This window comes from Microbacterium sp. LMC-P-041 (assembly GCF_030209555.1).
Taxonomy (GTDB): domain Bacteria; phylum Actinomycetota; class Actinomycetes; order Actinomycetales; family Microbacteriaceae; genus Microbacterium.
This window is the reverse complement of the sequence record NZ_JARVRV010000004.1, coordinates 165,378-187,519: the sequence shown is the minus strand read 5'-3', so window position 1 is coordinate 187,519 and position 22,142 is coordinate 165,378. Positions and strand designations below refer to the sequence as shown.

Genomic DNA, 22,142 nt, shown 5'->3' with positions numbered 1-22,142 from the left:
GCGCAAGGAGGCGCATAGTGAATACCCGTGCGACAGCAGCAGCAATGGCCGCGGTGTGCGTGACGGCGCTCGCCCTCACCGGATGCACGAGCTCCGGCGACGACGACGGCGGCGATGCCGGCATCACCTTCTGGCTGCAGGAGGACCTTCCCGATCGGGTGGCCGCCACACAGGAGATCGTCGACGCGTTCACCGACGAGACCGGCATCGAGGTCGAGGTCGTCTCGGTCGCGGAAGACCAGTTCGCCCAGCTCATCACCTCGTCTGCCGCGGCCGGCGACCTGCCCGACGTGATCGGCGGGATCTCGCTGCCTCAGGTGCGCACGCTGTCGGCCAACGAGTTCGTCGACACGGATGCCGTCGCGGCGACGATCGACGCGCTCGACGCGTCGACGTTCTCCGAGAACGCGCTCGCCCTGACCTCCGACGGCGACACCAGTCTGGCGATCCCGAGTGAGTCGTGGACCCAGATGCTCTTCTACCGCACCGACCTCTTCGAGGCCGCGGGCCTGGACGTCCCCGACTCGTACGAATCGATCCTCGAGGCCGCGAAGACCCTCGACTCGCCCGAGGTCGCCGGTTTCGTCGGCGCCACCGCCCCGGGCGACGCCTTCACCGAGCAGACCTTCGAGCAGATCGCGCTAGGTAACGGATGCGAGCTCGTCAACGAAGACGGTGACGTCGAGCTCGACTCGGATGCCTGTGTCAGCGCGTTCGAGTTCTATGGCGAGCTGACCGGCGACTACTCGGTGCCGGGTGCGCAGGACGTCGACACGACCCGCGCCACGTACTTCGCGGGCGACGCGGCCATGTTCATCTGGTCGAGCTTCGTGCTCGACGAGCTGGCAGGCCTGCGTGAGGATGCGAAGCCCTCGTGCCCCGAGTGCCTCGCCGACCCGGCCTTCCTCGCGGCGAACACCGGCGTGGTCACGTCGATCGCCGGACCCGACTCCGATGCCGCGGCGCAGTTCGGCGAGATCACCTCGTGGACCATCACCGAGGGAGCGAACACCGACGCGTCGCAGTCGTTCGTCGAGTACATGATGAGCGATGGCTACGAGCCCTGGATCGCGATCGCGCCCGAGGGCAAGGTTCCCGTCCGCACCGGCACCCCCGAGGATCCGACGATGTTCTCCGACATGTGGGCGACGCTTCCCGCCGGAGTCGACACCAAGGCTCCTCTGTCCGACTTCTACGCACCCGAGGTCCTCGATGCTGTGGCCGCAGGGCCGGAGGATCTCGCCCGCTGGGGCATCACCCAGGGCCAGGGCTCGCTGCTCGGCGCGCTGCAGGGCGAGCTTCCGGTCGCGACGGCGGTGAGCGATGTCGCCCAGGGCGGTGACCCGGCTGACGCCGCGTCGACCGCCGCCGAGACCGTGCGCTCGATCGCAGAGTCGCTGAAGTGAGCAGAGTCGTCGAGGGGTCCGGGCTCGGGGCACAGCGCCCCGAGCCCGGCACCACGCCGCCGAGACCGACCGGCGCGGTGAAGCCGCGGCGCGGGTCGAGGCACAGTCGGGAGGAGAACCGGGCGGGGCTGCTGCTCATCTCGCCGACCTTCATCATCATCCTGGTCGCCGTCGTCCTGCCGATCATCTGGGCGATCTCCCTCGCGTTCCAGGACGTCCGCCTGATCAACATCCGCGGCACCGGGATCATCGGCGACTACACCCTCGACAACTTCATCGACGTGCTGACGTCGCCCGGCTTCTTCAGCGCGCTGTGGACCACGATCGTCTACGCCGTGTGCGGCACGGCGCTCGCGATCGGCATCGGCCTCGCCGCCGCCCTCGCCCTGCGCAAGCCGTTCCGCGGGCGCGGCCTCGTGCGCGCCTCGCTGCTGTTGCCGTACGTCGCCCCGGTCGTGGCCGCGACGTTCGTGTGGTCGACGATGCTCAACCCGCAGTTCGGCATCGTGAACTGGTTCGGCACCACCGTGCTCGGATGGGAGGAGCCGATCGCGTTCCTCTCGGACCGCGCCCTGCCCGTGAGCATCTTCGGGTGGGAGGTCGAGCTGCCGATGGCGCTGATCACCGTCATCCTGTTCGAAGCCTGGCGATCCTTCCCGTTCGCCTTCCTCTTCCTCACGGCCCGACTCGAGGCGGTCCCGGCCGTGCTCGACGAGGCGGCCAGAGTCGACGGCGCGACCCCCACGCAGCGCTTCCGGCACATTCTTCTTCCGCAGCTGCTGCCGACGATCGCAGTGCTCTGCGTGCTGCGCTTCATCTGGACGTTCAACAACTTCGACGACATCTACCTGCTGACGGGTGGCGGAGCCGGCACCGAGGTCGTCTCGGTGCGGGTGTTCGACCTGCTCACCGCTCGCGGTGACATCGGCGCCGCCGCCGCTCAGGCCCTAGTGCTCGCGGCCATTCTCGCCGTGCTCGTGGGCGTCTATCTGAAGATCTTCGGCCGACAGGAGGAGCAGGCATGAGTGCGACGACCGACGCCGTCACCGAGGCCCGGCCCGCCAGACGCGGATTCGACCGCGACGGCTTCGAGAACGCCCTCTTCCGCATCCTCCGCCCGATCGTCATCGTGCTGCTGGTGCTCGCCGCCGTCGTGCCGTTCTACTACATGGTGCTGCTCAGCTTCCGCTCGCTCGACTCGCTGCTGCAGAACCCGGGCGCGCTGTGGATCACGATCGAGGAGCTCGACTTCTCGACCTACCTCGACGTGCTGGCGCCCGTGGACGCCGGCGGGCAGGGCTTCATCGTCTTCATGCGCAACTCACTGCTGGTCGCTCTCGCGACGGTCGTGCTCACGCTCCTGGTGTCGATTCCCGGTTCGTATGCCGTCAGCCGACTGGCCTTCTTCGGTCGCCGTCAGGTGTCCGGCCTGTTCCTCGCGGTGTACTTCTTCCCTGCGATCCTGCTGGCGGTGCCGCTGTTCGTGTTCTTCACGCAGATCGGGCTGCGCGGCTCGCTCGTCGGACTGCTCATCGTCTACGTGTCACAGGTCGCGGCGGTGTCGATCTACACGCTGCGCAACTACTTCGCCACGATCCCGGTCTCGCTCGAGGAGGCTGCGGCACTCGACGGGTGCACCCGGTTCCAGATCATGCGCCGGGTCAGCATCCCGCTCGCCATGCCCGCGATCGTGTCGAACGGACTGTTCATCTTCATGATCGCCTGGAACGAGTTCCTCTTCGCTCTGCTGTTCCTCGTCGAGAAGCGCGATTCGTGGACCGTCTCGCTGGGCCTCTCCCAGCTCTCCGGCAGCATCGAGGTTCCCACCACGGTCCTCATGGCCGGTTCCGTGATCCTGACCCTGCCCATCATCATCCTCTTCTTCGCCTCCGAGCGGCTCCTCGTCGGAGGCCTCACCGCCGGTGCGGAGAAGGGCTGAGTCCCCGCTGGAAGGAAGGCCCCCCGTGCCCCACGTCGTGCAGTTCTCCGCCGTCCGAGAGGTCGAGCTTGTCGAGATCGCGCCGCAGCCGCTGACATCCGGAAGCGTGCGGATCTCCACCTGGTACTCGGGCATCTCAGCCGGCACCGAGCTCACCGCCTACCGCGGCACCAACCCGTATCTCACCTCCACGTGGGACGCCGACCGACGGCTCTTCGTGCCGGGTGAGCCCAGCTTCGGCTACCCGGTCTCGGGCTGGGGCTACTCCGAGGTCGGCGAGGTGACCGAGGTCGCGGACGACGTGAGCGGAGTGCGGGTCGGAGACGTGGTGCACGGCATCTGGGGACACCGCAGTGACGCCGTCGTGCCGGCATCCGCGGTCGTGGGGCGGCTCGTGCCCGACGGCGCCGATCCCCTGCTGGGGACTTTCGCGCGGGTGGGAGCGATCGCTCTGAATGCCGTGCTCGCCGCCGACGTGCGGCTCGGCGAGCAGGTCGCGGTGTTCGGACAGGGCGTGATCGGCCTGCTCGCGACTCGCCTCGCCACCCTCGCCGGCGGTCGGGTCACGGCTGTCGACACCCTCGCGACCCGGCTGGCGATGGCCGAGGTCTTCGGCGCACGCCACACGGTCGACGCGTTGCGGGAGGGTGGCGCCGGAGAGTCGATCCGCGAGATCACGGGCGGCGGGGCCGACAGTGCGATCGAGCTGTCCGGCACGGATCGCGCCCTGCACGAGGCGATCCGAGCGGTGAGGCCCGAGGGGCTCGTCGCCGCTTCCGGCTTCTATCAGGGCGGAGCTGCCCACCTGCGCCTGGGGGAGGAGTTCCACCACAACCGCGTGCGGATCGTCGCCAGCCAGATCTCTGGAGTGCCTGTCGCGCTCGGCGGCCGGTGGGACCAGGCTCGCCTGGTGCGCACCGTCATGGCTCTCATCTTCGACGGATCGGTGGATGCCGGGGTGCTCGTGTCCGACATCGTGCCGGCGGCCGATGTCGCCGCGGTCTTCGACAGGCTCGACACAGGCGACCCCGACATCATGCAGGCCGTGCTCCGCTTCGACGCCACCCCCGAGCGTCTCCGGTGAGCGGCATCCCCGACCATCGCCCGCTCGTCCCGGACCGGCGTCGCGCGATCGGCATCATCGGCGCGGGGGCGATCGCCCGCAGCGCCCACCTTCCCGCATACGGCGCGTGGGGCCTCCCGGTCGTGGCCGTGACGTCGCGGACTCGCGGTGACGCCGAAGCGCTCGCCGCGGACTTCGGCATCGAGACCGTCCACGATTCCGTCGAGGTGCTGCTCGCGGATCCCCGTGTCGACATCGTCGATCTGGCGACCGGGCCGACCGGTCGCGTCGAGCTGATCGCCGCGGCAGTGGCAGCGGGCAAGCACGTCCTCGCCCAGAAGCCGCTCATCAGCGACCCGGCTGATCTGCCGCGTCTGCGCGAGGTGCTCGCTGTTGCGCGTGAACGGGGGATCCGCGTGGCGGTGAATCAGAATGCGCGGTGGGCTCCGGCCTGGCGCCTCGCGTCTCTGCTGATCCGTGACGGCCGGATCGGAGAAGTGGTGGGGGTCACGCATCTGCACGACAAGCCGCTGCCGCCACTCGTGGGCACGCCGTTCGACGACGTGCCGCACATGCTCCTGAACGACTACCTCGTGCACTGGGTCGACATCACCCGCTGCTGGCTCGAAGGATCCCGGGTGGTCGAGATCGCGGCCCGCGACCACCGCGTTCCCGGCCAGCCCGCCGCCGCCCGGAACCCGTGGGGGGCAGACCTGCGGATGCAGACGTCGACGGGGGCGAGCGCATCGATCCGCATCGTGGGCAACGCGCGGACAGACGCCGGCGGGTGCCCGTTCTGGATCCACGGGACCGAAGGGACCCTCCGCGGCAGCATCCTGCTCGGCTCCGACCGGCTGGTGCTCGAGCGCGACGGAGAGAGCACCGAGTTCGACCTCGACGGCCAGTGGTTCACCGACGGATTCGCCGGCGCGATGGGCGAGCTGCAGTGCGCGATCGACGAGGAGCGCGAACCCGAGAACTCGGCCGAGCACGTCCTCGCCACGGTGCGCGCGACGTTCGCCGCCGTCGAATCCGCTGAACTCGACGGCGCACCCGTGCGCCCCCACGACCTCGAACTGACGACAGCCCTCGCCGGGCGGAGTGGAGCAGCGTGACCGTCCTCGATGAGATCCCCGTCGGGCCCGACGCCCGGGTGTACGCGGAGGGCTGGCAGAGCTGGAGCCCGACCACGTGGCACGGCCAGGGCGACCCGATCCTCCGGCCGGCCGAGCCGTGGCAGCACGCCATGCGCTTCCGGCCGGGAACCGAGGTGGCGACGGATGCCGTTCAGGGCGAAGGGCTGCTCGTCGTCGATCCGGGCGACGGTGCTCCCGCTCGGGTCTTCGGCACGCTCGAAGCCCGCCGCGAGGTGCCCACACTGCGCGCCCGCTGGCACGGCGACCGGGTGATCGTGGACGCGATCGGCGATGTCGCCGACGTCTCGTCGTGGACTCCGGATGCCGGTGGCGACGACACGGGCCCCTCTGCGCTCGCCGCGTTCGGTGACCGCTTCGGCGCAGCCGCCGGTGCCCGGACCGCCGCTCGGTCACCTCGCGTGTGGTGCACCTGGTACCAGTACTTCGAAGACGTGCGGGCTGCTGACGTGATCGAGAACCTTCGGGCGATCGACGATCGAGGGCTCGACGTCGACGTGGTGCAGATCGATGACGGCTGGAGCCTCGGCACCGGCGAGTGGACCGCGCCGCACCCCCGATTCGGGTCACTCGCCTCCGCGGTCGATGCGATCCGCGAGACCGGGCGCCGCGCGGGCATCTGGGCCGCGCCTTTCTCGGTCGGCGCCGGCTCGACCGTCGCCCGGGAGCACCCCGAGTGGCTCGTCGGCGACGCGGGGCGCAACTGGGGCGACGACCTCCGTGGGCTCGACCTGACGCATCCGGGAGTGCGCGAATACCTGGCCACCGTGTTCGGAGACATCCGCGATCTCGGGATCGACTACGTCAAGCTCGACTTCCTCTACTCCGGGGCGATCCCGGGGGCGCGGTGGGATGCCGACGCCACGCCGATCTCGGCTTACCGCTCGGGGCTCGAGCTCATCCGCGAGGTGCTCGGCGACGATGCCTTCATGCTCGGGTGCGGTGCCCCGATCCTCCCGAGCGTCGGACTCGTCGACGCGATGCGGGTCTCGGGAGACACCTTCCACGAGGGTGGCGAGGACGGCTCACAGGGACTCCGCGGGCGGATGTCGCTCGAGGCCAGGTCGTGGCAGCACGGCCGGTTCTGGGTCAACGACCCCGACTGCCTCGTCGCGCGACCGGAGTTCGCCCTCCGAGACGAGTGGGCTGAGGTGGTTCTCGCGGCGCCCGGGATCCGAGGGTTCTCCGATCGCATCGACGGTCTCGATGCACGCGGCATGCACCTCGTCCGCGAGCTTCTGAAGGAGTCGGTGGCATGAAGACCAAGATTCAGCTCGAGCAGCGCCTGGCCCCCCTGATCGCGCAGCTCTATCCGGATGCCGCGCCCGAGGTGCTCGCGGCGCTGCTCGAGCTCGCTGAGACCTGGCGTGACCGCCTGTCGCCGGCCGCGAAGGCGCGTCCGGATCAGAGCACCGCCTACCTGATCACCTACGGCGACTCGTTCCGGCGGGCCGGTGAGGCGCCGCTGCACACCCTCGCGGGAGTGCTGCGGGAGCACATCGGTGACGTCATCAGCGATGTCCACCTGCTGCCCATCTACCCCTGGACCTCGGACGACGGCTTCGGCGTGCTGGATCACCGTGAGGTGAACCCGGCGCTGGGCACGTGGGATGACGTCGCCGACCTGCGTGAGGAGTACGCCCTCGCCCTCGACTTCGTCGCCAACCACATCTCGAGCTCGTCGCACTGGTTCCGCCGCTGGCTCGAGCGGGACGAGCGGTTCGCCGGGTACTTCCTCGATCCCTCTCCCGACTTCGACGTCTCGCACGTCGTGCGTCCGCGCACCACCCCGCTCGTCCACGAGTACACGCGGCCCGACGGCTCGACGGCCCGTGCCTGGACGACCTTCGGGGACGACCAGATCGACGTCGACCCGAGCACGCCCGCGGTGCTGCTCGACCTCACCGACATCCTGCTCGGCTACCTCGCTCATGGGGCGACGACCGTGCGCCTCGACGCGATCGGCTACCTCTGGAAGGAGTCGGGCACCACCTGCATCCACCTGCCGCAGACTCACGCGATCATCCGCATCTGGCGCGCACTGGTCGACGAGCTCGCACCGGGCACGATGCTGCTCACCGAGACCAACGTCCCCCACGCCGACAACATCACCTACTTCGGCGACGGTGGTGACGAGGCGAACATGGTCTACCAGTTCGCTCTGCCGCCTCTGGTGCTGCACGCGTTCGTGACCGGACGGGCGACGGCGCTCGCCGCCTGGGCGAGCAGGGTGGGACCGGTCAGCGACACCGCGACCTGGTTCAACTTCCTGGCCAGTCACGACGGCATCGGGCTGCGCCCCACAGAAGGACTGCTGACCGACGACGATCGCGCCCTGCTCGTGGAGCGCACCCTGGCCCGCGGTGGCCGGGTCTCGATGGCACGTCGCCCCGACGGGAGCGAGGGGGTCTACGAGCTGAACACGAACTACCTCGAGGCACTCGTCGATCCGCAGGACCCCGACCCCGACGCATCGGCTGTGACCCGCGGCCTCGCGGCGCACGCGATCCTGCTGTCGCTGGTCGGAGTGCCCGCGATCTACCATCACTCGCTCTTCGGGTCCGAGCAGGACCACGCGGGAGTGCAGGAGAGCGACATCGCGCGTCGCATCAACCGCGAGGTGCTCGACGCCGACCGTCTGCGCGAGGAGCTGCAGGTCTCGGACCGTCGAGCGGGCATGCTCGACGGCGTGCGGGCGATGCTGGCGGTACGACGCGAGATCGCCGCGTTCTCTCCGTTCGCGTCGCAGCACATCGAGTCGCTCGACGACCGCGTGCTCGTGATCCGTCGGGCGGCCGGCACCCCGGATGAGGTGACGGCGGTCGTGAACGTCAGCGACGCGATGGTCGATCTGCCGTCGGTGAGCGGCACGGATCTGCTCACCGGCACGCGTCACGAGGGGCTTCGCATCCCACCCTTCGGATACGTCTGGCTCGCGGTCAGCCCAGCGCCTTCTGAATCCGCACGCTGAGGCGGTCGGCGGCCCTGGTGGTCAGCGACCGGCGGCTCGCCGTCCGCCGGGTCGTCGTCTGCAGCGCGATCCTCACATCCGATCCGCCGGTCGTCAGGGGAGTCGTCACGATCGTCACGTCGGCCGGTGCCTCGAACAGCGACCCGCGGGTGCTGAACGCGACCGAACGGCTGTCGAAGTATCGCCGCTCGACGTGCTTCAGGTCGGTCACGAGGTGCTGCAGTGCCTGCACGACGGAGTCCGCTCGAGCGGGTGTGTAGAAGTAGGTGTGCGCCGTGACTGGCATGGATCCCCCCGGTGTCCGCATCGTCGGCGCGCGATGGCGACCGAACTCACTGAGAGAGACCCGACGAGTGACGGATCATGACGCTACGCGGGGGAATCGCCTGCGGGAGCCGGGTTCCGCGGCCGGGACGTCTGGCTGAAAACGCGTCGAGCCGCCGACCCCAGAGGGCCGGCGGCTCGAAGAACGACGAGGGCGATCAGTCGTCGATGTCGGTGCCGACGACCGCGTAGTCGGCGCTGAAGTCGATGTCGATCGAGCGGCGGTCGCTGGTGAGCACCGACGCGTCGTAGGGGCTGACCTCGTCGTTGTCGGCGTCGAGGTCGGTGATCATCCCGTCGGCCTCGGCCAATGCGGCATCTACGAGGGCACGGATCGCGGCCTCGTCGAGGGTGTGGGTCGGAGCCGTGTCGTCGTCCTCCTGCTCGGTCGAGATCACGGTGGCGGCGAGGTCGGCATCCACTCGCACCTCGGTCTCGCTGCCGTTCGCGGCGGTCAACTGGACCTCCCAGGTGCCGTCGCGCTTCGCGTCGATCGAGGTGACGTCGCCTTCGGCGGCTCCGCGGGCGGCATCCGCGATGTCCACGAGCTCGTCGGCCGAGTCCGTGCCGATCCCGGTCACGGGGCCGCCGCCCTGCGGTGCGCCCTGATCGTCGCTGTCGCTGTCGTCACGGTCGTCGCCGGGCTGTCCACCGCGGTCTCCGTCGTCGTCGCGGGGTCCGTCCGAGACCGAGGGGCGGTCATCGTCGTCGCCGATGTCGTCTCCGATGGCTGCTCCGACGGCCACGCCTCCACCGGCGAGGATCAGGGCAGCCGCGACTCCGCCGCCGATCAGCAGAGCGCGCTTGCGACCGCGCTTCGCGGGAGCTGCGGACGCGGATGCCGGGGCGGCGTTCTCAGCCGCGAGCGGCGCGACGGGAACGGTCTCACCATCGTGGGACGGCGTCGCGGTGGGCGCGGGGGGTGCGGGCGGCGCTGGGGGAGTCGCGTTCGTCGGGAGGTTCTCGGGCGTCTGGTCGGGGGTCGGGTTCTTGTCGTTCATGTCTCGATGCTCTCGCGGCAGTGCTGAAGCCACCCTGAAGCGTCCTGAAGGCGTCTTCAGGAAGCAGGGGCGTCTCGGCCGCAGTGACACGTACCGCCTGCAGGATCCGGGCACGGATGCAGGACGAGACATGGATCCTGTTCCCGCATCCGTGCGCAGGTCCTGCAGACGGCCCGGATGCTGAGGTGCCAGGTCCTGCGGACGGCCCGGATGCTGAGGTGCCAGGTCCTGCGGACGGTCCGGATACCGAGGTGCCAGGTGCTGCAGACGGTCCGGATACCGAGGTGCCAGGTGCTGCAGACGGCCCGGATGCTGAGGTGCCAGGTCCTGCGGACGGCCCGGACGCCGAGAGAGTGTCAGTCCGAGAGGGGCAGGGCCACGACGAAGCGCGCGCCGCCCCAACGGGAGGCGTCGACCGAGACGGTGCCGCCGCCGGCCACGGCGATGCCCTGCACGATCGCGAGGCCGAGACCGCTGCCTCCGGCATCCCGGCTGCGCGCCTCGTCGAGCCGCACGAACCGTTCGAAGATGCGCTCGCGCTCGTCGGGCGGCACGCCGGAGCCGTCGTCCTCGACGGTCACGAACACCCACGAATCCTGCGGGATCACGCTGATGGCCACGCGGGCCGCACTGTGCCGGACGGCGTTGTCGGCGAGGTTGCGCAGCAGCTGACCGAGCAGGCGGGGGTCTCCGGTGACACGGGCCGCACGGATGCCGGAGCCGTCGACCTCGACGCCGCGAGACCTCAGCCGCCTCACCTCAGCGAGCGCGAGGTCGTCGAGATCGATCGCCTCGTCGTGCGTGCCGCCGCCCTCGTCGAGCCGGGCGAGCAGCAGCAGCGATTCGACGATGCCCTGGAGCCGGAGTCCTTCATCGGACACGACCTCCGCGAGCTCGCCGATGCTCGTGGTGGCCGGGTGGGCCTGCGCGAGCTCGGCGTGCTGTCGGATCGTCGCGAGCGGGGAGCGCAGCTCGTGCGACGCATCGGAGACGAAACGGCGCTGCGCCGTCGCCGAGGCGTCGAGGCGATCCAGCATCCGGTTCATGGTGGTCGCGAGCGCCGCGATCTCGTCCGATGACGGCGGCACCTCGACGCGCCGATGCAGGTGCTCGGCGGTGATCCCGTCGACCTCTTCGCGGATGCGGGTGACCGGTCGGAGGGCCCGCCCGACGACCAGCCACGTGGTCACGGCGACGAGCAGCAGCAGTAGCGGCACGGCCACCGCGAGCAGCAGCGCGACCGTCGACAGCGTCTCGACCCCGTCTTCGATCGACACCGCCAGCACGAGGGTGTCGTCGTCCTCGATGCCGTCGGAGACTACGAGCATGGGCTCGCCGCCGATCGTCAGGGTCTGCGCGCCGTCGGAGACCGGCAGAGCGGTCGACCCCAGTTCGTCGCGCGCATCCTCACTGGCGGCGCGCACCGATCCGTCGCCGCCGATGATCTGCACGATCTCGTCGTCGAGGGTGTCGATCCCGCGTTCGCCGCCTGGTCCGCCGCCGGGGCCGTCGAAGCGATCGGCGAGTTCGTCGAGGCGCTGCTCGGCGGCACGCTCCGCGCTCGCGTGGATGCTGGAGCTCAGGATGCCGTAGAACGAGAACGCCCCGATGAGCAGGGCGACGGCCACGACGAGCGTCGCGCCGAGGGTCGTCCGGGCGCGCACCGATCGGAATGAGCGCCTAGCCACCGTCGGCCGCCAATCGGTAGCCGGCACCGCGGATCGTCTCTATCGCCTCGCGTCCGAAGGGCTTGTCGAGCTTGCGGCGCAGGTGTCCGACGTAGACCTCGACGATGTTGGGGTCGCCGTCGAAGTCGTCGTCCCATACGCCGTCGATCAGCTCGCGCTTCGAGAGCACCTGACCTCGATGACGCATCAGGTGCTCGAGCACGGCGAATTCGCGGGCGGTCAGCGTGACCGGGGTCTCGCCCCGCCAGACATGGTGCGACGAGGGGTCGAGCTTCAGGTCTCCGGCTTCGAGGACGGCCGGGCGGGCCACGGCTCCGCGGCGCACGAGGGCGCGGATGCGGGCGACGAGGATCGCGAAGGAGAACGGCTTCGTCACATAGTCGTCGGCGCCGGTCTCGAGGGCCTCCACCTGATCCCACTCGCCGTCCTTGGCGGTGAGCATCAGCACGGGCGTCCAGTTCTCTTCGGCGCGCAGGGCCTCGCACACCTTCCAGCCGCTCATGCCGGGCATCATGAGGTCGAGCACGATCGCGTCGTATCGGGTCTCGCGCGCACGCCAGAGCCCGTCGACGCCGTTGTTCGCCACGTCGACCGCGAAGCCCTCGGCCTCGAGTCCCCGGCGGACGGCGTCGGCCAACCGCACCTCGTCGTCAACCACCAGGATCCGCATTCCTCCAGTGTGGCGGGCGCACGCTGAATCCGGGCTGAAGCGGGGTCGTCGCGCCTCATCGCCGCATCCGGCCTGCACCCGGGGGCGTTGTCGCGGTGAGCGGAGGCGCACACGGAATGACCATTGGCCACTGAGCTCCCGTGTGGTTGCATGAGGGAATGACCGGACTCCGGGGGGACAGGTCGAGAGGTGCACGGCTGCTTCTCGTCGTTGCGACGACCATGATGCTCGCAGGGTGCGCGACGGCCACCGCCGGCCCGCCTGGCGCATCGCCATCTGCATCTCCGAGTCCCACTCCCACGGCAGCGTGCCCGCAGATCGAAGGCGTCGATCTGCCTCCGGACTGCGCGCCCTACGACCCCGACGACGCGATGGCGCAGAACGAGCGCTACCGCGATCGCGTCGACCTCTCGGAGGAGAGCCGAGCCGCCGCCGAGAAACCGGCGAACGACATCCGCGCCGGCCTCGAGTCGCTCCGCACTTCCGGCGGCCTGTCGGTCGCGGCTGTGGAGGAGGTCTTCGCCGACGCCGGCCTCGCCTACGTCCAGACGCTGGGCGACGAGCGGGCCGTGGCCTTCGGTGCAGCTGCTCCCGAAGGGGGATGCATCTTCGGCGAGGTCTCGGCAGACGTGCTCACGGTCGAGATCGGCGGCGTCATCATGGACGGCGGATGCCTGCCGGCAGTCGGGCACTGACCGACGGGTTGAGATCAGGCGTCGGTGCGGAACCCTGCGGCCTTGTGGGTGCCGTCGCAGAACGGCTTGATCGTCGAGAGGCCGCAGCGGCACAGCGCCACGGTGCGGCGCGTGACCTCGATCGGCTCGCCGTCGGATGACTCCAGCACCGCCGCGCCCCGCACGAGCAGCGGTCCGTCGGGGTAGGCGGTGATGGTGACGGCATCCTCGCGCGCGCTCATCGTGCGTCCCTCGGCCGCAGCGAGGATTCTCCACGCGTCCACGAGTCGAGCATGTGGCCCGCTGCCCAGCCGTCCACGGTCAGGCAGGCGGCCGCGCCGAACATGATGTCGGGCAGCAGCTCGGGGTGATCCTCGGCCAACCCGCCGGCGAGGTCACGCGCCGCGATCTGCTCATGCACGGCATCCGCTTCGACGTGCTCATCGAAGTAGTCGGTCACGTCCTCACCGAACCCGAGGCGCCGCAGGCCGTCGGCGTACAGGCGGTTGGGGATCGACGAGGTCATCTCGAACGCGGCGAGGTGTCCGACGATGGCGCCGAGGAGGCGCCGGTTGACGCCGAACATCGACATCGAGTTCAGCGAGGCGAGCGTGATGGCCGGCACGTCGTCGACGTATCCGCCGTAGGTGTCGTCGAGTCCGGCGCCGCGCATCGCGCGAGCGAAGATCGTCGCGTGCACGCGGTCGGGCCGCCCGCCGCCGTACTCGTCGGACTGGATCTCGACGAGCGCCGCCTTCGCACGCCCGTGCAGGCGCGGGATCGCCCACGAGTGCGGGTCGGCCTCGCGCAGCGTGTAGATCGAGCGCTGCATGAAGAACTCGTGCATCTGCTCTTCCGTCGCCTTCTTCGCGACGTAGCGCGACAGGCTGGGACCCGTGTCGGCCTCGGCGAGGGCGAAGAGGGCCCGCCCGACGGCATCGACGGTCGGCTCGGGGAGTTCGGGCATCGGGACACTCGCCCGCAGTGCCCGCTCGAACGCGTGCTCGAGGATTCCCCGTGTCGCGATCAACGCCGGATCCCACTCGAGGGCGGGGTCGAGCTCGGGAAGAGACCCGTACGACGAGGCGTAGAGCACGAAGAGCGCGAGCTGGATGTCGTCGTCGCGCACGACGTCATCGGTCGAAGCGAGCGCAGCCTCGGCCCTGGCACCGAGATCGTCGGCGTCTTCGCCGGTCAGTCGGCGGATGACGGCGTCGCTGAGGGGACCTCTCGCGGTGATGCCGTGAACGGCGGACGAAGTGAGTGCTGGCGCAGACATGGAGATGCTCCCAAGAGTCGGATGCTTGCAGTCTCACCCCGGTGATCAGCGCACGGGAAGGGGATTGACGGCGACGCATCGGATGCGGAAGGGCGGATGCCGCAGCGTTCGGATCTGTGACGTCGCCGCGCCGCCTAGGCTGGAACCATGAACAAGAACTCGCTCTGGACCATCGTCGGCGTCGTCCTCGCCGTGGTGATCGCCTGGTGGATCGTCAGCGCGCTGTTCTCGATCCTGTGGTTCATCGCCAAGCTGGCGATCGTGCTCGTCGTCGCGGTCGTGGTGTTCCTCGTGCTGCGCGGGCTCTTCACCTCGAAGGCCGACTGACCGCGCCCGACCGAAGGTCGCTGAGGGTCAGGCGACCGGGACGTTCGCCCCGATCCGATACCTCGCGGCGCGGTGCGTGTCCTGCACGCGGTCGCCCTTGCCCTGCAGCTTGTTGCGGAGGGTGCCCGGCGTGTACTCCTCGGGGTAGACGCCGCGTTCGCGCAGCACCGGGATGACGTGCTCGATGACGTCCTGCCAGGTGCCGGGAGTGACCGCGTAGGCGAGGTTGAAGCCATCGATGTCGGTCTCCTCCACCCACGACTGCAGCTCGTCGGCAATCTCGACGCCCGAGCCGACGATGGTCGGGCCGAGGCCGCCGATCGCGTTGTGGCGTCCGAAGTCGCCGACGGTCCACTCGCGTCCGAGGTCGGCCTCCTCCTTCAGGTGCTGCAGCACCGACTGGATGGCGTTCGACTCGACGTTGCCGACGGGCTCGTCCTCGGCGTACTGCGAGAGGTCGACGCCCATCCAGCCCGACATGAACGTCAGCGCGCCCTCGGGGCTCGCATACGAGAGGTACTCGGCGTGCTTCGCCGCGGCATCCTCGCTCGTCGCCCCGGTGATGACCGTGAGCAGCGTGTAGATCTTCGCGTCGTATCGGTCGCGGCCCGCCTCTTCGAGTGCGTCGCGGATGCGCTTCACGGTGCCGGCGAGCACCTCCTTCGACGGGGCGGCGACGAAGATCGCCTCGGCGTTCTCCGACGCGAAGCGCACGCCGCGGGGGCTCGCTCCGGCCTGGTAGATGACCGGCGTGCGCTGCGGTGACGGCTCGGAGATATGGATGCCGGGAACGCTGAAGTGCTTGCCCTCGTGGCCGATGGGGTGAACCTTCGACGGGTCGGTGAAGATGCCGCGCTCACGGTCCTCGACGACCGCGTCGTCTTCCCACGACCCCTCCCAGAGCTTGTAGAGCACCTCGACGTATTCATCGGCATGGTCGTAGCGGTCGTCGTGCGCGAGCTGGTCCTCCTGGCCCATGTTGCGCGCGGCGCTGGGCAGGTAGCCGGTGACGACGTTCCAGCCGACGCGTCCGTTGGTCAGGTGGTCGAGGGTGCTCAGACGGCGCGCGAACGGGTACGGGTGCTCGAAGGCGGTGCCGGCGGTGATGCCGAATCCGAGGTGCTCGGTGACGGCGGCCATCGCGCTGACGAGCAGGATCGGATCGTTGACCGGAACCTGGGCGCCGTTGCGGATCGCCGCCTCGTTCGTCCCGCCGTAGACGTCGTAGGTGCCGAGGACGTCGGCGATGAAGATGCCGTCGAAGGTCGCGCTCTCGAGCAGCTTCGCGAGGTCGGTCCAGTACGAGATGGTGTTGTACTGGCGCGATCGATCGTCAGGATGCCGCCACAGGCCGGACGACTGGTGGGCGACGCAGTTCATGTCGAAGGCGTTGAAACGGATCTGACGGGTCATGGGGACCAGCAAACCCGTCGATCGACCTCCCGGCCACCCCGGTGACATGCGCCGACACATTCGCCGAGTGGTCGGGGCGGGTCAGTCGCGGTCGCGGTCGACGGTCTTCATGGTGGAGGTGATGGGTCGGGGATCCGGCATGATCGTGTCGACCTGCGGTTTGGCATTCGCCTGCGCGCGGCACCACACGACGAATCCGACCGCGGTGAAGACGCCGTAGAACACGTACATCAGGCCCGTGGCGTAGAAGCCGGAGCTGAACAGCAGCGGCACGCCCACGATGTCGACGGCTATCCAGATGAGCCAGAACTCGGTCCAGCCCTTGGCCATACCGTAGGTGGCGAGCAGCGAGCCGACGAAGGTCCAGGCATCCGCCCACACGGGCTCCCAGGAGCCGAGCGCGCGGAACAGGGGAGTGAGGGCGATCGTGCCGATCACCATCACGAGCACCAGGCCGATGCGGGCGCTGTTGGGCGCCCATCGCGGGGTCACGCGCCCACCGTTCGAGGCGGCCTGGCGCCAGCGCACCCAGCCGTAGATCGCGACGATGATGAACATGATCTGACGCCCGGCCTGGCCGAGCAGATGCGGCAGCTCGTGGTCGGGATTCAGGATCGACCCGAGGAAGACCGTGAGCAGCAGCAGATTGCCGACGATGCCGACCGGCCACGCCCAGATCTTGCGCTGCATGCCGCCGAGGGCGCTCGCCAGGCCGAACGCGTTGCCGACCACTTCGCGGATCAGCAGCACCTGACCGCCGGGGAGCACCCACTGCGAGTTGAAGGCGTCAGCGAGCCAGAGCAGCGGGTTCACGGGCGCTCGTCCGGGAACGGCCGCTCATCGAGCACCAGCTGCAGGAAGGTGAGATCGAGCCAGCGATCGAACTTGGCGCCGACCTGCGGCATCCGTCCGACCTGCATGAAGTCGAGGCGCTTGTGCATGATGATCGACCCCGTGTTGCTGCTCTCGATCGCCGCGACCATGACGTGCTTGCCGAGGCGTCGCGCGCGGTCGATGAGCTCGATCATGAGCGCCTTGCCGATGCCGCGCCCGCGCTGCCCCTCGCGCACATAGACGGAGTGCTCGACCGTATGGCGGTAGCCGCTGTGCGGGCGCCAGTCGCCGAATGTCGCGTAGCCGAGGACGCCGGTGTCGTCGACGGCGACGATCACGGGGTAGCCGCGCTCGGTGCGCTCGGCGAGCCAGGCGGTGCGGTCATCGACCGTGACGGCCTCTTCGTTCCAGATGGCGGTCGTGGTCAGCACCGCGTCGTTGTAGATGGCGGTGATCGCCTCGACGTCGGCGGTCTCGGCATCCCGGATCTGGTGGTCGCTCATCGGGTCTCCTGCATCTGCGCTCGGGTGCGCACGGGACGACGGTAGCAGGATGCCGGGGTGGGGTCGGTCTCCGAGGGCTCGCCGCGGCTTCCCTCCTGTGCCGCGTGCAGGACCGGGGCACGTCTGCAGGGCGAGATCCCTCAGATCCTCCTGCATCCATGCGGCGGCCCTGCAGACGGTCCGGGTCCACGGAGTCTCGGAGGGCTCGCCACGTCGGTTCAGGTGTGAAGTTACCGACCGAGATTCGAACAGCGGCGTCAGTGTCAGACGTGCACGTCGGCGGGCGATTCCTCACCCTCGTGGAAGCTCGGCTTCTTGCCGATCAGGCGACCGATCCCGAGGATGATCCCCACGATGATCAGACCCGCGATCAGACCCGCGATGGCCGAGAACAGCGTGTCGCCGATCCAGACGATGACACCGCCGGCCGGCTCGAGGAAGTGCTCGATGCCGTGCAGGATGTCGGCGCCGAAGTGCACGCCGACCTCGCCGAGGTTCACGAGCAGCAGGTGCCCGCCGACCCACAGCATCGCGACGGTGCCGAGGATGCTGATGAAGCGGAAGACCGCCGGCATCGAGCGCACGATGCGCGTGCCCGTGTGGCGAACTCGCTGGGACGGGTTCTTCGCCATCTTCAGACCGATGTCGTCGATCTTCACGAGCAGGGCGACTGCACCGTAGACGACGCCGGTCATGAGCAGCGCGATCACGGCGAGGATCGCGAGGGTCGTCCAGATGTCGAGGCCGGCCTCGAGGTTGGCGAGCGAGATCAGCATGATCTCCGTCGACAGGATCAGGTCGGTGCGCACCGCGCCCCACACGAGCTTGTTCTCGTTGCGGGCGCTCTCATCGGCATGGCCGTGCTGCACGCCGAACCATTCGAGCACCTTCTCGGCCCCCTCGAAGCAGAGGTAGGCGCCACCGAGGATCAGGAGATACGGCAGCACCCACGGCGCGAAGGCGGTGAGCAGCAGCGCGATGGGGATGATGATGACGAACTTGTTCGCGAGAGATCCGAGGGCGATCTTCGCCACGACCGGCAGCTCGCGCGCGGGCGTGATGCCCTGCACGTACTGCGGGGTCACGGCGGCGTCATCGATCACGACGCCGGCGGCCTTGGCCGAAGCCTTCATCGCCGCGCTGAGAATGTCATCGACGACGGCGAGCAGTCCAACCGACATGTGTATCTCCCTGGTGTGTATGTAGCGGAGCAACTCTATCGACTGCGCACAAACTCACAGCGCGCTCACAGTCCCGCGGGACCAAAACCGGCATCCTCCTGGTTCTCTTCTATGACGCTGCAGCCAGCCGCGTCGGACAAGGAGACAGACCATGTCGAACGAGTACAGTAAGACCCCCGAGGCCGTCAGCGACCTCACGCACCTGCAGTACGAGGTCACGCAGGAGGATGCGACCGAGCCGCCCTTCCGCAACGCGTACTGGAACACTCACGACGACGGCATCTACGTCGACGTCGTCTCGGGCCAGCCGCTCTTCGCGTCGACCGACAAGTTCGACAGCGGCACCGGATGGCCGAGCTTCACCAAGCCCATCGAGGCCGACGCCGTGACCACGCGCACCGACCGCACGCTGTGGATGAAGCGCACCGAGGCGCGTTCCAGCGGCGCGGACAGCCATCTCGGGCACGTCTTCGACGATGGACCCCGAGACGCAGGAGGACTCCGGTACTGCATGAACTCCGCCGCCCTGCGCTTCATCCCGGCTGACAGCCTGGAAGATGAGGGGTACGGTCGCTACCGTCACCTCTTCCCCACCCCCAACTCCGAGGAGAACTCATGACCGACACCGGAACAATCACCCGCACCCCCGGGACCGAGACCGCCGTGCTCGCCGGCGGCTGCTTCTGGGGCATGGAAGACCTCATCCGCCGCCAGCCCGGCGTGCTCGACACCCGCGTCGGCTACACCGGCGGCAGCAACGACCACGCGACCTACCGCAACCACCCGGGTCATGCCGAGGCTGTGGAGATCGTCTTCGATCCCACGAAGACGACGTACCGCGACATCCTCGCTTTCTTCTTCCAGATCCACGACCCGTCGACCAAGGATCGCCAGGGCAACGACATCGGCTCGAGCTACCGCTCGGCGATCTTCCCGCTCAGCCCCGAGCAGGAGGCCGTCGCGCGCGACACCATCGCCGACGTCGACGCCTCGGGTCTCTGGCCGGGCAAGGCCGTGACCACGATCGAGCCCGTCGGCCCGTTCTGGCAGGCCGAAGAGGAGCACCAGGACTACCTGATCAAGTACCCCAACGGCTACACCTGCCACTTCCCGCGTGCGGGATGGGTGCTGCCGAAGCGCGAAGAGAACGCGACGGTCTGACCGTCACCCCGAGAGCCCTTCGTCTCCCCGAGACGAAGGGCTCTTCTCGTGCCCGCGGTCAGTGCTCGGGCAGACGGCTGCCGCTCCTGCAGTGAAGGAGATCTCGCGGATCGAAGGAGCGGATGCTGAGAAGCATCCTTCGTTGCCTGAGATCTCCTCCGCTACGAGTGAGCAGGCGTGGCGCGCCGCGGTCAGCTCTCCGACAGGAAAGCGAGCGCGGCTTCCTTGAAAGCGCGCGATCCCGGTGCGTTGAAGTGGTTGCGATCGGGGATCTCGAAGAACTGTCCCTGCGGGGCAGCTGACGCCAGGGCGCGAGAGCCCTCGATGATGGCATCCTTCGACCCCGTCGCGAACAGGATCGGGCTCGCCGGCGCGTTCGACGGGTCGGGATCGATCGTCCGAGACGACCGCATCCCCTCGGCCAGCGCCACGAGCGCGCCGAGGTCGTTGCCGGGCACGCGCTCGGTCAGCGCGATGTAGTTCTGCGTCGTCGGATCCGCGACGGGCGTCCCGTCGGCGAGATACGCGCGCACCTGGTCGAGATCGAGCCGCGCGAGAGGGATGCCGTCCGGCACCCCTCCGAGCACGGCGCGGCCGATCCGGTGGGGCAGATCGCGCACGACCTCCCAACCGACCCGGGCCCCGAGCGAGTATCCGACGTAGACGGCCTCGTCGACGAGATACATGTCCATGACCGTCTCGACGTCGGTCGCGAGAGTGCGGATGCCGTAGGCGTCGGCCTGGTGCGGCTTCTCGCTGAGCCCATGGCCCCGCTGATCGAGCGCGAGCACCCGATACCCCGCCTTCGTGAGCTCGCGCACCCACCCCGTGAGCACCCAGGTGTCGCGGGCGCTCGACGCGAACCCGTGCACGATCACCGCCACGGGAGCATCCACATCACCCCAGGTGTACGTCGCGAGGCGAGTGCCATCGGCGGCGTGCACCTGCTGGGGTTCGGGCATCTGGGTCAGGTCGGAGAGAGGAACAGCCACGGCGTCCATTGTGCTCCCCCTGCGATGCCCGGAGACGCCGAGACCCACCGGCCCCGAAGGGACGGTGGGTCTCGGTCCTCAGCGGAGGCGGCTCAGAAGCGAGCGCGCAGAGCGTCGCCCAGCGAGGCGTCGACGTTCGTCCAGTACTGGAAGAACCGCTCGCGGATCGCGTCGATCGTGATGCCCTGTCCCTGGCCGGTCAGCGTGTCGAGGAAGCGCGCGCGCTGCTCGTCGTCGAAGACCGTGCGGTAGAGCGTGCCCGCCTGACCGAAGTCGTCGTCGTCGAGGTGCAGGGTCGCGGCGGCGCGGATCAGCTCGCCGTCCGACTCCCAGCTCGCCTCGACACCGGCAGCGGGGTCAGCCGTGGGTCCGCCGGCGGGGCCGTAGGAGTTCGGCGTGTAGACGCGGTGCTCGGCCGGGTTGAACTTGTACTGCATCTGGCCTTCGTGCATGTAGTTGCGCACCTCGGCCGCGTGCGGCTGGTTGACCGGCAGCTGGTTGTAGTTCGCACCGATGCGGTAGCGCTGAGCATCCGAGTATGCGAACACGCGAGCCATGAGCATCTTGTCGGGCGAGATGCCCGTGCCGGGAACCTGGTTGCCGGGCGAGAAGGCGGCCTGCTCGATCTCGGCGAAGAAGTTCTGCGGGTTGCGGTCGAGCGTGAACGTGCCGACCTTGATGCGCGGGTAGTCCTTCTTCGACCAGGTCTTCGTCAGGTCGAACGGGTTGAAGCGGTAGGTCTTGCCCTCTTCGTAGGGCATGACCTGCACGTAGACGTCCCACGAGGGGGCGTCGCCGCGAGCGATCGCGTCGAACAGGTCGCGACGGTAGTAGTCGGCATCCGATCCGGCGAGCTTCTCGGCCTCTTCGGCGCTCATCGCCTCGACGCCCTGCTTCGACAGGAAGTGGTACTGCACCCAGAAGCGCTCGCCGGCGGCGTTGACCCACTGGTAGGTGTGCGATCCGTAGCCGTTCATGTGGCGCCAGCTGCGCGGCAGGCCGCGGTCACCCATGAGGTAGGTGACCTGGTGGGCGGACTCGGGGGAGAGGGTCCAGAAGTCCCACTGCATGTCGGCGTCGCGCAGACCCGAGTCGCCGAGACGCTTCTGCGAGTGGATGAAGTCGGGGAACTTCATGGCGTCGCGCAGGAAGAAGGTCGGAGTGTTGTTGCCGACGATGTCGAGGTTGCCCTCGGGCGTGTAGAAACGCAGCGCGAAACCGCGCACGTCGCGCCAGGTGTCGGGCGAACCCTGCTCGCCGGCGACCGACGAGAAACGCAGCAGCGTCTCGCTCTGAGCACCCGGCTGGAAGGCCGCGGCACGGGTGTAGGCCGACACGTCCTCGGTGACGGTGAACGTTCCGAAGGCTCCGCCGCCCTTGGCGTGGGGGTTGCGCTCCGGCACGCGCTCGCGGTTGAACGACGCGAGCTTCTCGACGAGGTAGCGATCGTGCAGAACGGTGGGGCCGTCAGCTCCGACGGTGAGCGAGTGCGCGTCGCTCGCGACGGGGGTGCCCGTCTGGGTGGTGGTCGATGGGTCGGTCATGTTCTTCTCCTTCTGCAC

Annotated in this window: 23 protein-coding genes; 11 read left to right on the top strand and 12 right to left on the bottom strand. The window is 69.0% G+C overall.

Annotated elements, in window-relative coordinates; translation table 11 throughout:
* Positions 1 to 17 precede the first annotated feature (17 nt).
* Genes QRN21_RS07305 through QRN21_RS07275 form a run of 7 tightly spaced genes read left to right on the top strand, consistent with a single transcriptional unit; the run spans position 18 to position 8,533 of the window.
* Positions 18 to 1,406: an ABC transporter substrate-binding protein gene (locus QRN21_RS07305; protein ID WP_285363531.1), complete on the top strand. Its 1,389-nt coding sequence runs from the start codon at positions 18 to 20 to the stop codon at positions 1,404 to 1,406.
* The gene (locus QRN21_RS07300) at positions 1,403 to 2,431 is read left to right on the top strand and encodes a carbohydrate ABC transporter permease (RefSeq protein ID WP_053098192.1); all 1,029 of its coding nucleotides are present in this window, start codon (positions 1,403 to 1,405) and stop codon (positions 2,429 to 2,431) included. The genes QRN21_RS07305 and QRN21_RS07300 overlap by 4 nt, the downstream gene beginning before the upstream one ends.
* Positions 2,428 to 3,345, top strand: coding sequence for a carbohydrate ABC transporter permease (locus QRN21_RS07295; RefSeq protein ID WP_082297926.1), 918 nt, complete (start codon positions 2,428 to 2,430; stop codon positions 3,343 to 3,345). The genes QRN21_RS07300 and QRN21_RS07295 overlap by 4 nt, the downstream gene beginning before the upstream one ends.
* A 25-nt stretch (positions 3,346 to 3,370) precedes the next feature.
* Positions 3,371 to 4,429 (top strand): zinc-dependent alcohol dehydrogenase, encoded by a 1,059-nt coding sequence (locus tag QRN21_RS07290; protein ID WP_285363530.1) that lies wholly within the window; start codon positions 3,371 to 3,373, stop codon positions 4,427 to 4,429.
* Positions 4,426 to 5,523 (top strand): Gfo/Idh/MocA family protein, encoded by a 1,098-nt coding sequence (locus QRN21_RS07285; protein ID WP_285363528.1) that lies wholly within the window; start codon positions 4,426 to 4,428, stop codon positions 5,521 to 5,523. The genes QRN21_RS07290 and QRN21_RS07285 overlap by 4 nt, the downstream gene beginning before the upstream one ends.
* Positions 5,520 to 6,821, top strand: coding sequence for a glycoside hydrolase family 36 protein (locus QRN21_RS07280; protein WP_285363526.1), 1,302 nt, complete (start codon positions 5,520 to 5,522; stop codon positions 6,819 to 6,821). Before QRN21_RS07285 ends, QRN21_RS07280 begins: the two co-directional genes overlap by 4 nt.
* Positions 6,818 to 8,533, top strand: a complete 1,716-nt coding sequence (locus tag QRN21_RS07275) for a sugar phosphorylase (RefSeq protein WP_072592128.1) — start codon at positions 6,818 to 6,820, stop codon at positions 8,531 to 8,533. The genes QRN21_RS07280 and QRN21_RS07275 overlap by 4 nt, the downstream gene beginning before the upstream one ends.
* Here the strand turns inward: QRN21_RS07275 and QRN21_RS07270 are convergent.
* The 4 genes from QRN21_RS07270 to QRN21_RS07255 form a co-directional block, all read right to left on the bottom strand.
* Positions 8,502 to 8,819, bottom strand: coding sequence for a hypothetical protein (locus tag QRN21_RS07270; protein WP_053098188.1), 318 nt, complete (start codon positions 8,817 to 8,819; stop codon positions 8,502 to 8,504). The genes QRN21_RS07275 and QRN21_RS07270 overlap by 32 nt on opposite strands.
* A gap of 196 nt (positions 8,820 to 9,015) precedes the next feature.
* Positions 9,016 to 9,858, bottom strand: coding sequence for a PepSY domain-containing protein (locus QRN21_RS07265; protein ID WP_285363524.1), 843 nt, complete (start codon positions 9,856 to 9,858; stop codon positions 9,016 to 9,018).
* Between the two features lie 356 nt (positions 9,859 to 10,214).
* The gene (locus QRN21_RS07260; RefSeq protein ID WP_056275530.1) at positions 10,215 to 11,546 is read right to left on the bottom strand and encodes a sensor histidine kinase; all 1,332 of its coding nucleotides are present in this window, start codon (positions 11,544 to 11,546) and stop codon (positions 10,215 to 10,217) included.
* On the bottom strand, positions 11,539 to 12,216 hold the full coding sequence (locus tag QRN21_RS07255) for a response regulator transcription factor (RefSeq protein WP_072592125.1): 678 nt from the start codon (positions 12,214 to 12,216) through the stop codon (positions 11,539 to 11,541). Before QRN21_RS07255 ends, QRN21_RS07260 begins: the two co-directional genes overlap by 8 nt.
* 158 nt (positions 12,217 to 12,374) lie before the next feature.
* Between QRN21_RS07255 and QRN21_RS07250 the strand changes: the two genes are divergently transcribed.
* Positions 12,375 to 12,911, top strand: a complete 537-nt coding sequence (locus QRN21_RS07250) for a hypothetical protein (RefSeq protein WP_056275524.1) — start codon at positions 12,375 to 12,377, stop codon at positions 12,909 to 12,911.
* Positions 12,912 to 12,925: 14 nt separating this feature from the next.
* On the opposite strand, the gene QRN21_RS07245 is transcribed toward QRN21_RS07250, so the two are convergent.
* Both QRN21_RS07245 and QRN21_RS07240 read right to left on the bottom strand, forming a co-directional pair.
* Positions 12,926 to 13,132: a CDGSH iron-sulfur domain-containing protein gene (locus tag QRN21_RS07245; protein ID WP_053098184.1), complete on the bottom strand. Its 207-nt coding sequence runs from the start codon at positions 13,130 to 13,132 to the stop codon at positions 12,926 to 12,928.
* Positions 13,129 to 14,169, bottom strand: a complete 1,041-nt coding sequence (locus QRN21_RS07240; RefSeq protein ID WP_056275521.1) for an iron-containing redox enzyme family protein — start codon at positions 14,167 to 14,169, stop codon at positions 13,129 to 13,131. Before QRN21_RS07240 ends, QRN21_RS07245 begins: the two co-directional genes overlap by 4 nt.
* 147 nt (positions 14,170 to 14,316) lie before the next feature.
* Between QRN21_RS07240 and QRN21_RS07235 the strand changes: the two genes are divergently transcribed.
* Positions 14,317 to 14,496, top strand: coding sequence for a hypothetical protein (locus QRN21_RS07235; RefSeq protein ID WP_053098182.1), 180 nt, complete (start codon positions 14,317 to 14,319; stop codon positions 14,494 to 14,496).
* A 27-nt stretch (positions 14,497 to 14,523) separates the two neighbouring features.
* Here QRN21_RS07235 and QRN21_RS07230 read toward each other — a convergent pair whose 3' ends face one another.
* From QRN21_RS07230 to QRN21_RS07215, 4 genes are all read right to left on the bottom strand, one after another.
* On the bottom strand, positions 14,524 to 15,909 hold the full coding sequence (locus QRN21_RS07230; protein WP_053098181.1) for an LLM class flavin-dependent oxidoreductase: 1,386 nt from the start codon (positions 15,907 to 15,909) through the stop codon (positions 14,524 to 14,526).
* Positions 15,910 to 15,990: 81 nt separating this feature from the next.
* Positions 15,991 to 16,722: a nicotinamide riboside transporter PnuC gene (pnuC, locus tag QRN21_RS07225; protein ID WP_187249190.1), complete on the bottom strand. Its 732-nt coding sequence runs from the start codon at positions 16,720 to 16,722 to the stop codon at positions 15,991 to 15,993.
* Entirely contained in the window at positions 16,719 to 17,246 is a 528-nt protein-coding gene (locus QRN21_RS07220) for a GNAT family N-acetyltransferase (RefSeq protein WP_056275511.1), read from the bottom strand. Before QRN21_RS07220 ends, pnuC begins: the two co-directional genes overlap by 4 nt.
* Before the next feature lie 263 nt (positions 17,247 to 17,509).
* Positions 17,510 to 18,427, bottom strand: coding sequence for a DUF808 domain-containing protein (locus tag QRN21_RS07215; RefSeq protein WP_053098178.1), 918 nt, complete (start codon positions 18,425 to 18,427; stop codon positions 17,510 to 17,512).
* Positions 18,428 to 18,578: 151 nt separating this feature from the next.
* Between QRN21_RS07215 and msrB the strand changes: the two genes are divergently transcribed.
* Both msrB and msrA read left to right on the top strand, forming a co-directional pair.
* Positions 18,579 to 19,046, top strand: a complete 468-nt coding sequence (msrB, locus tag QRN21_RS07210) for a peptide-methionine (R)-S-oxide reductase MsrB (RefSeq protein ID WP_053098177.1) — start codon at positions 18,579 to 18,581, stop codon at positions 19,044 to 19,046.
* A complete protein-coding gene (msrA, locus tag QRN21_RS07205) occupies positions 19,043 to 19,588 on the top strand; it encodes a peptide-methionine (S)-S-oxide reductase MsrA (protein WP_053098176.1) in 546 nt (181 codons plus the stop codon). Before msrB ends, msrA begins: the two co-directional genes overlap by 4 nt.
* Positions 19,589 to 19,779: 191 nt before the next feature.
* Here the strand turns inward: msrA and QRN21_RS07200 are convergent, their stop codons facing one another.
* Complete coding sequence (locus tag QRN21_RS07200; RefSeq protein ID WP_072592122.1) at positions 19,780 to 20,589, bottom strand: alpha/beta fold hydrolase; 810 nt, start codon at positions 20,587 to 20,589, stop codon at positions 19,780 to 19,782.
* Positions 20,590 to 20,672: 83 nt separating this feature from the next.
* Positions 20,673 to 22,124, bottom strand: coding sequence for a catalase (locus QRN21_RS07195; RefSeq protein WP_053098174.1), 1,452 nt, complete (start codon positions 22,122 to 22,124; stop codon positions 20,673 to 20,675).
* Between the last annotated feature and the right edge of the window lie 18 nt (positions 22,125 to 22,142).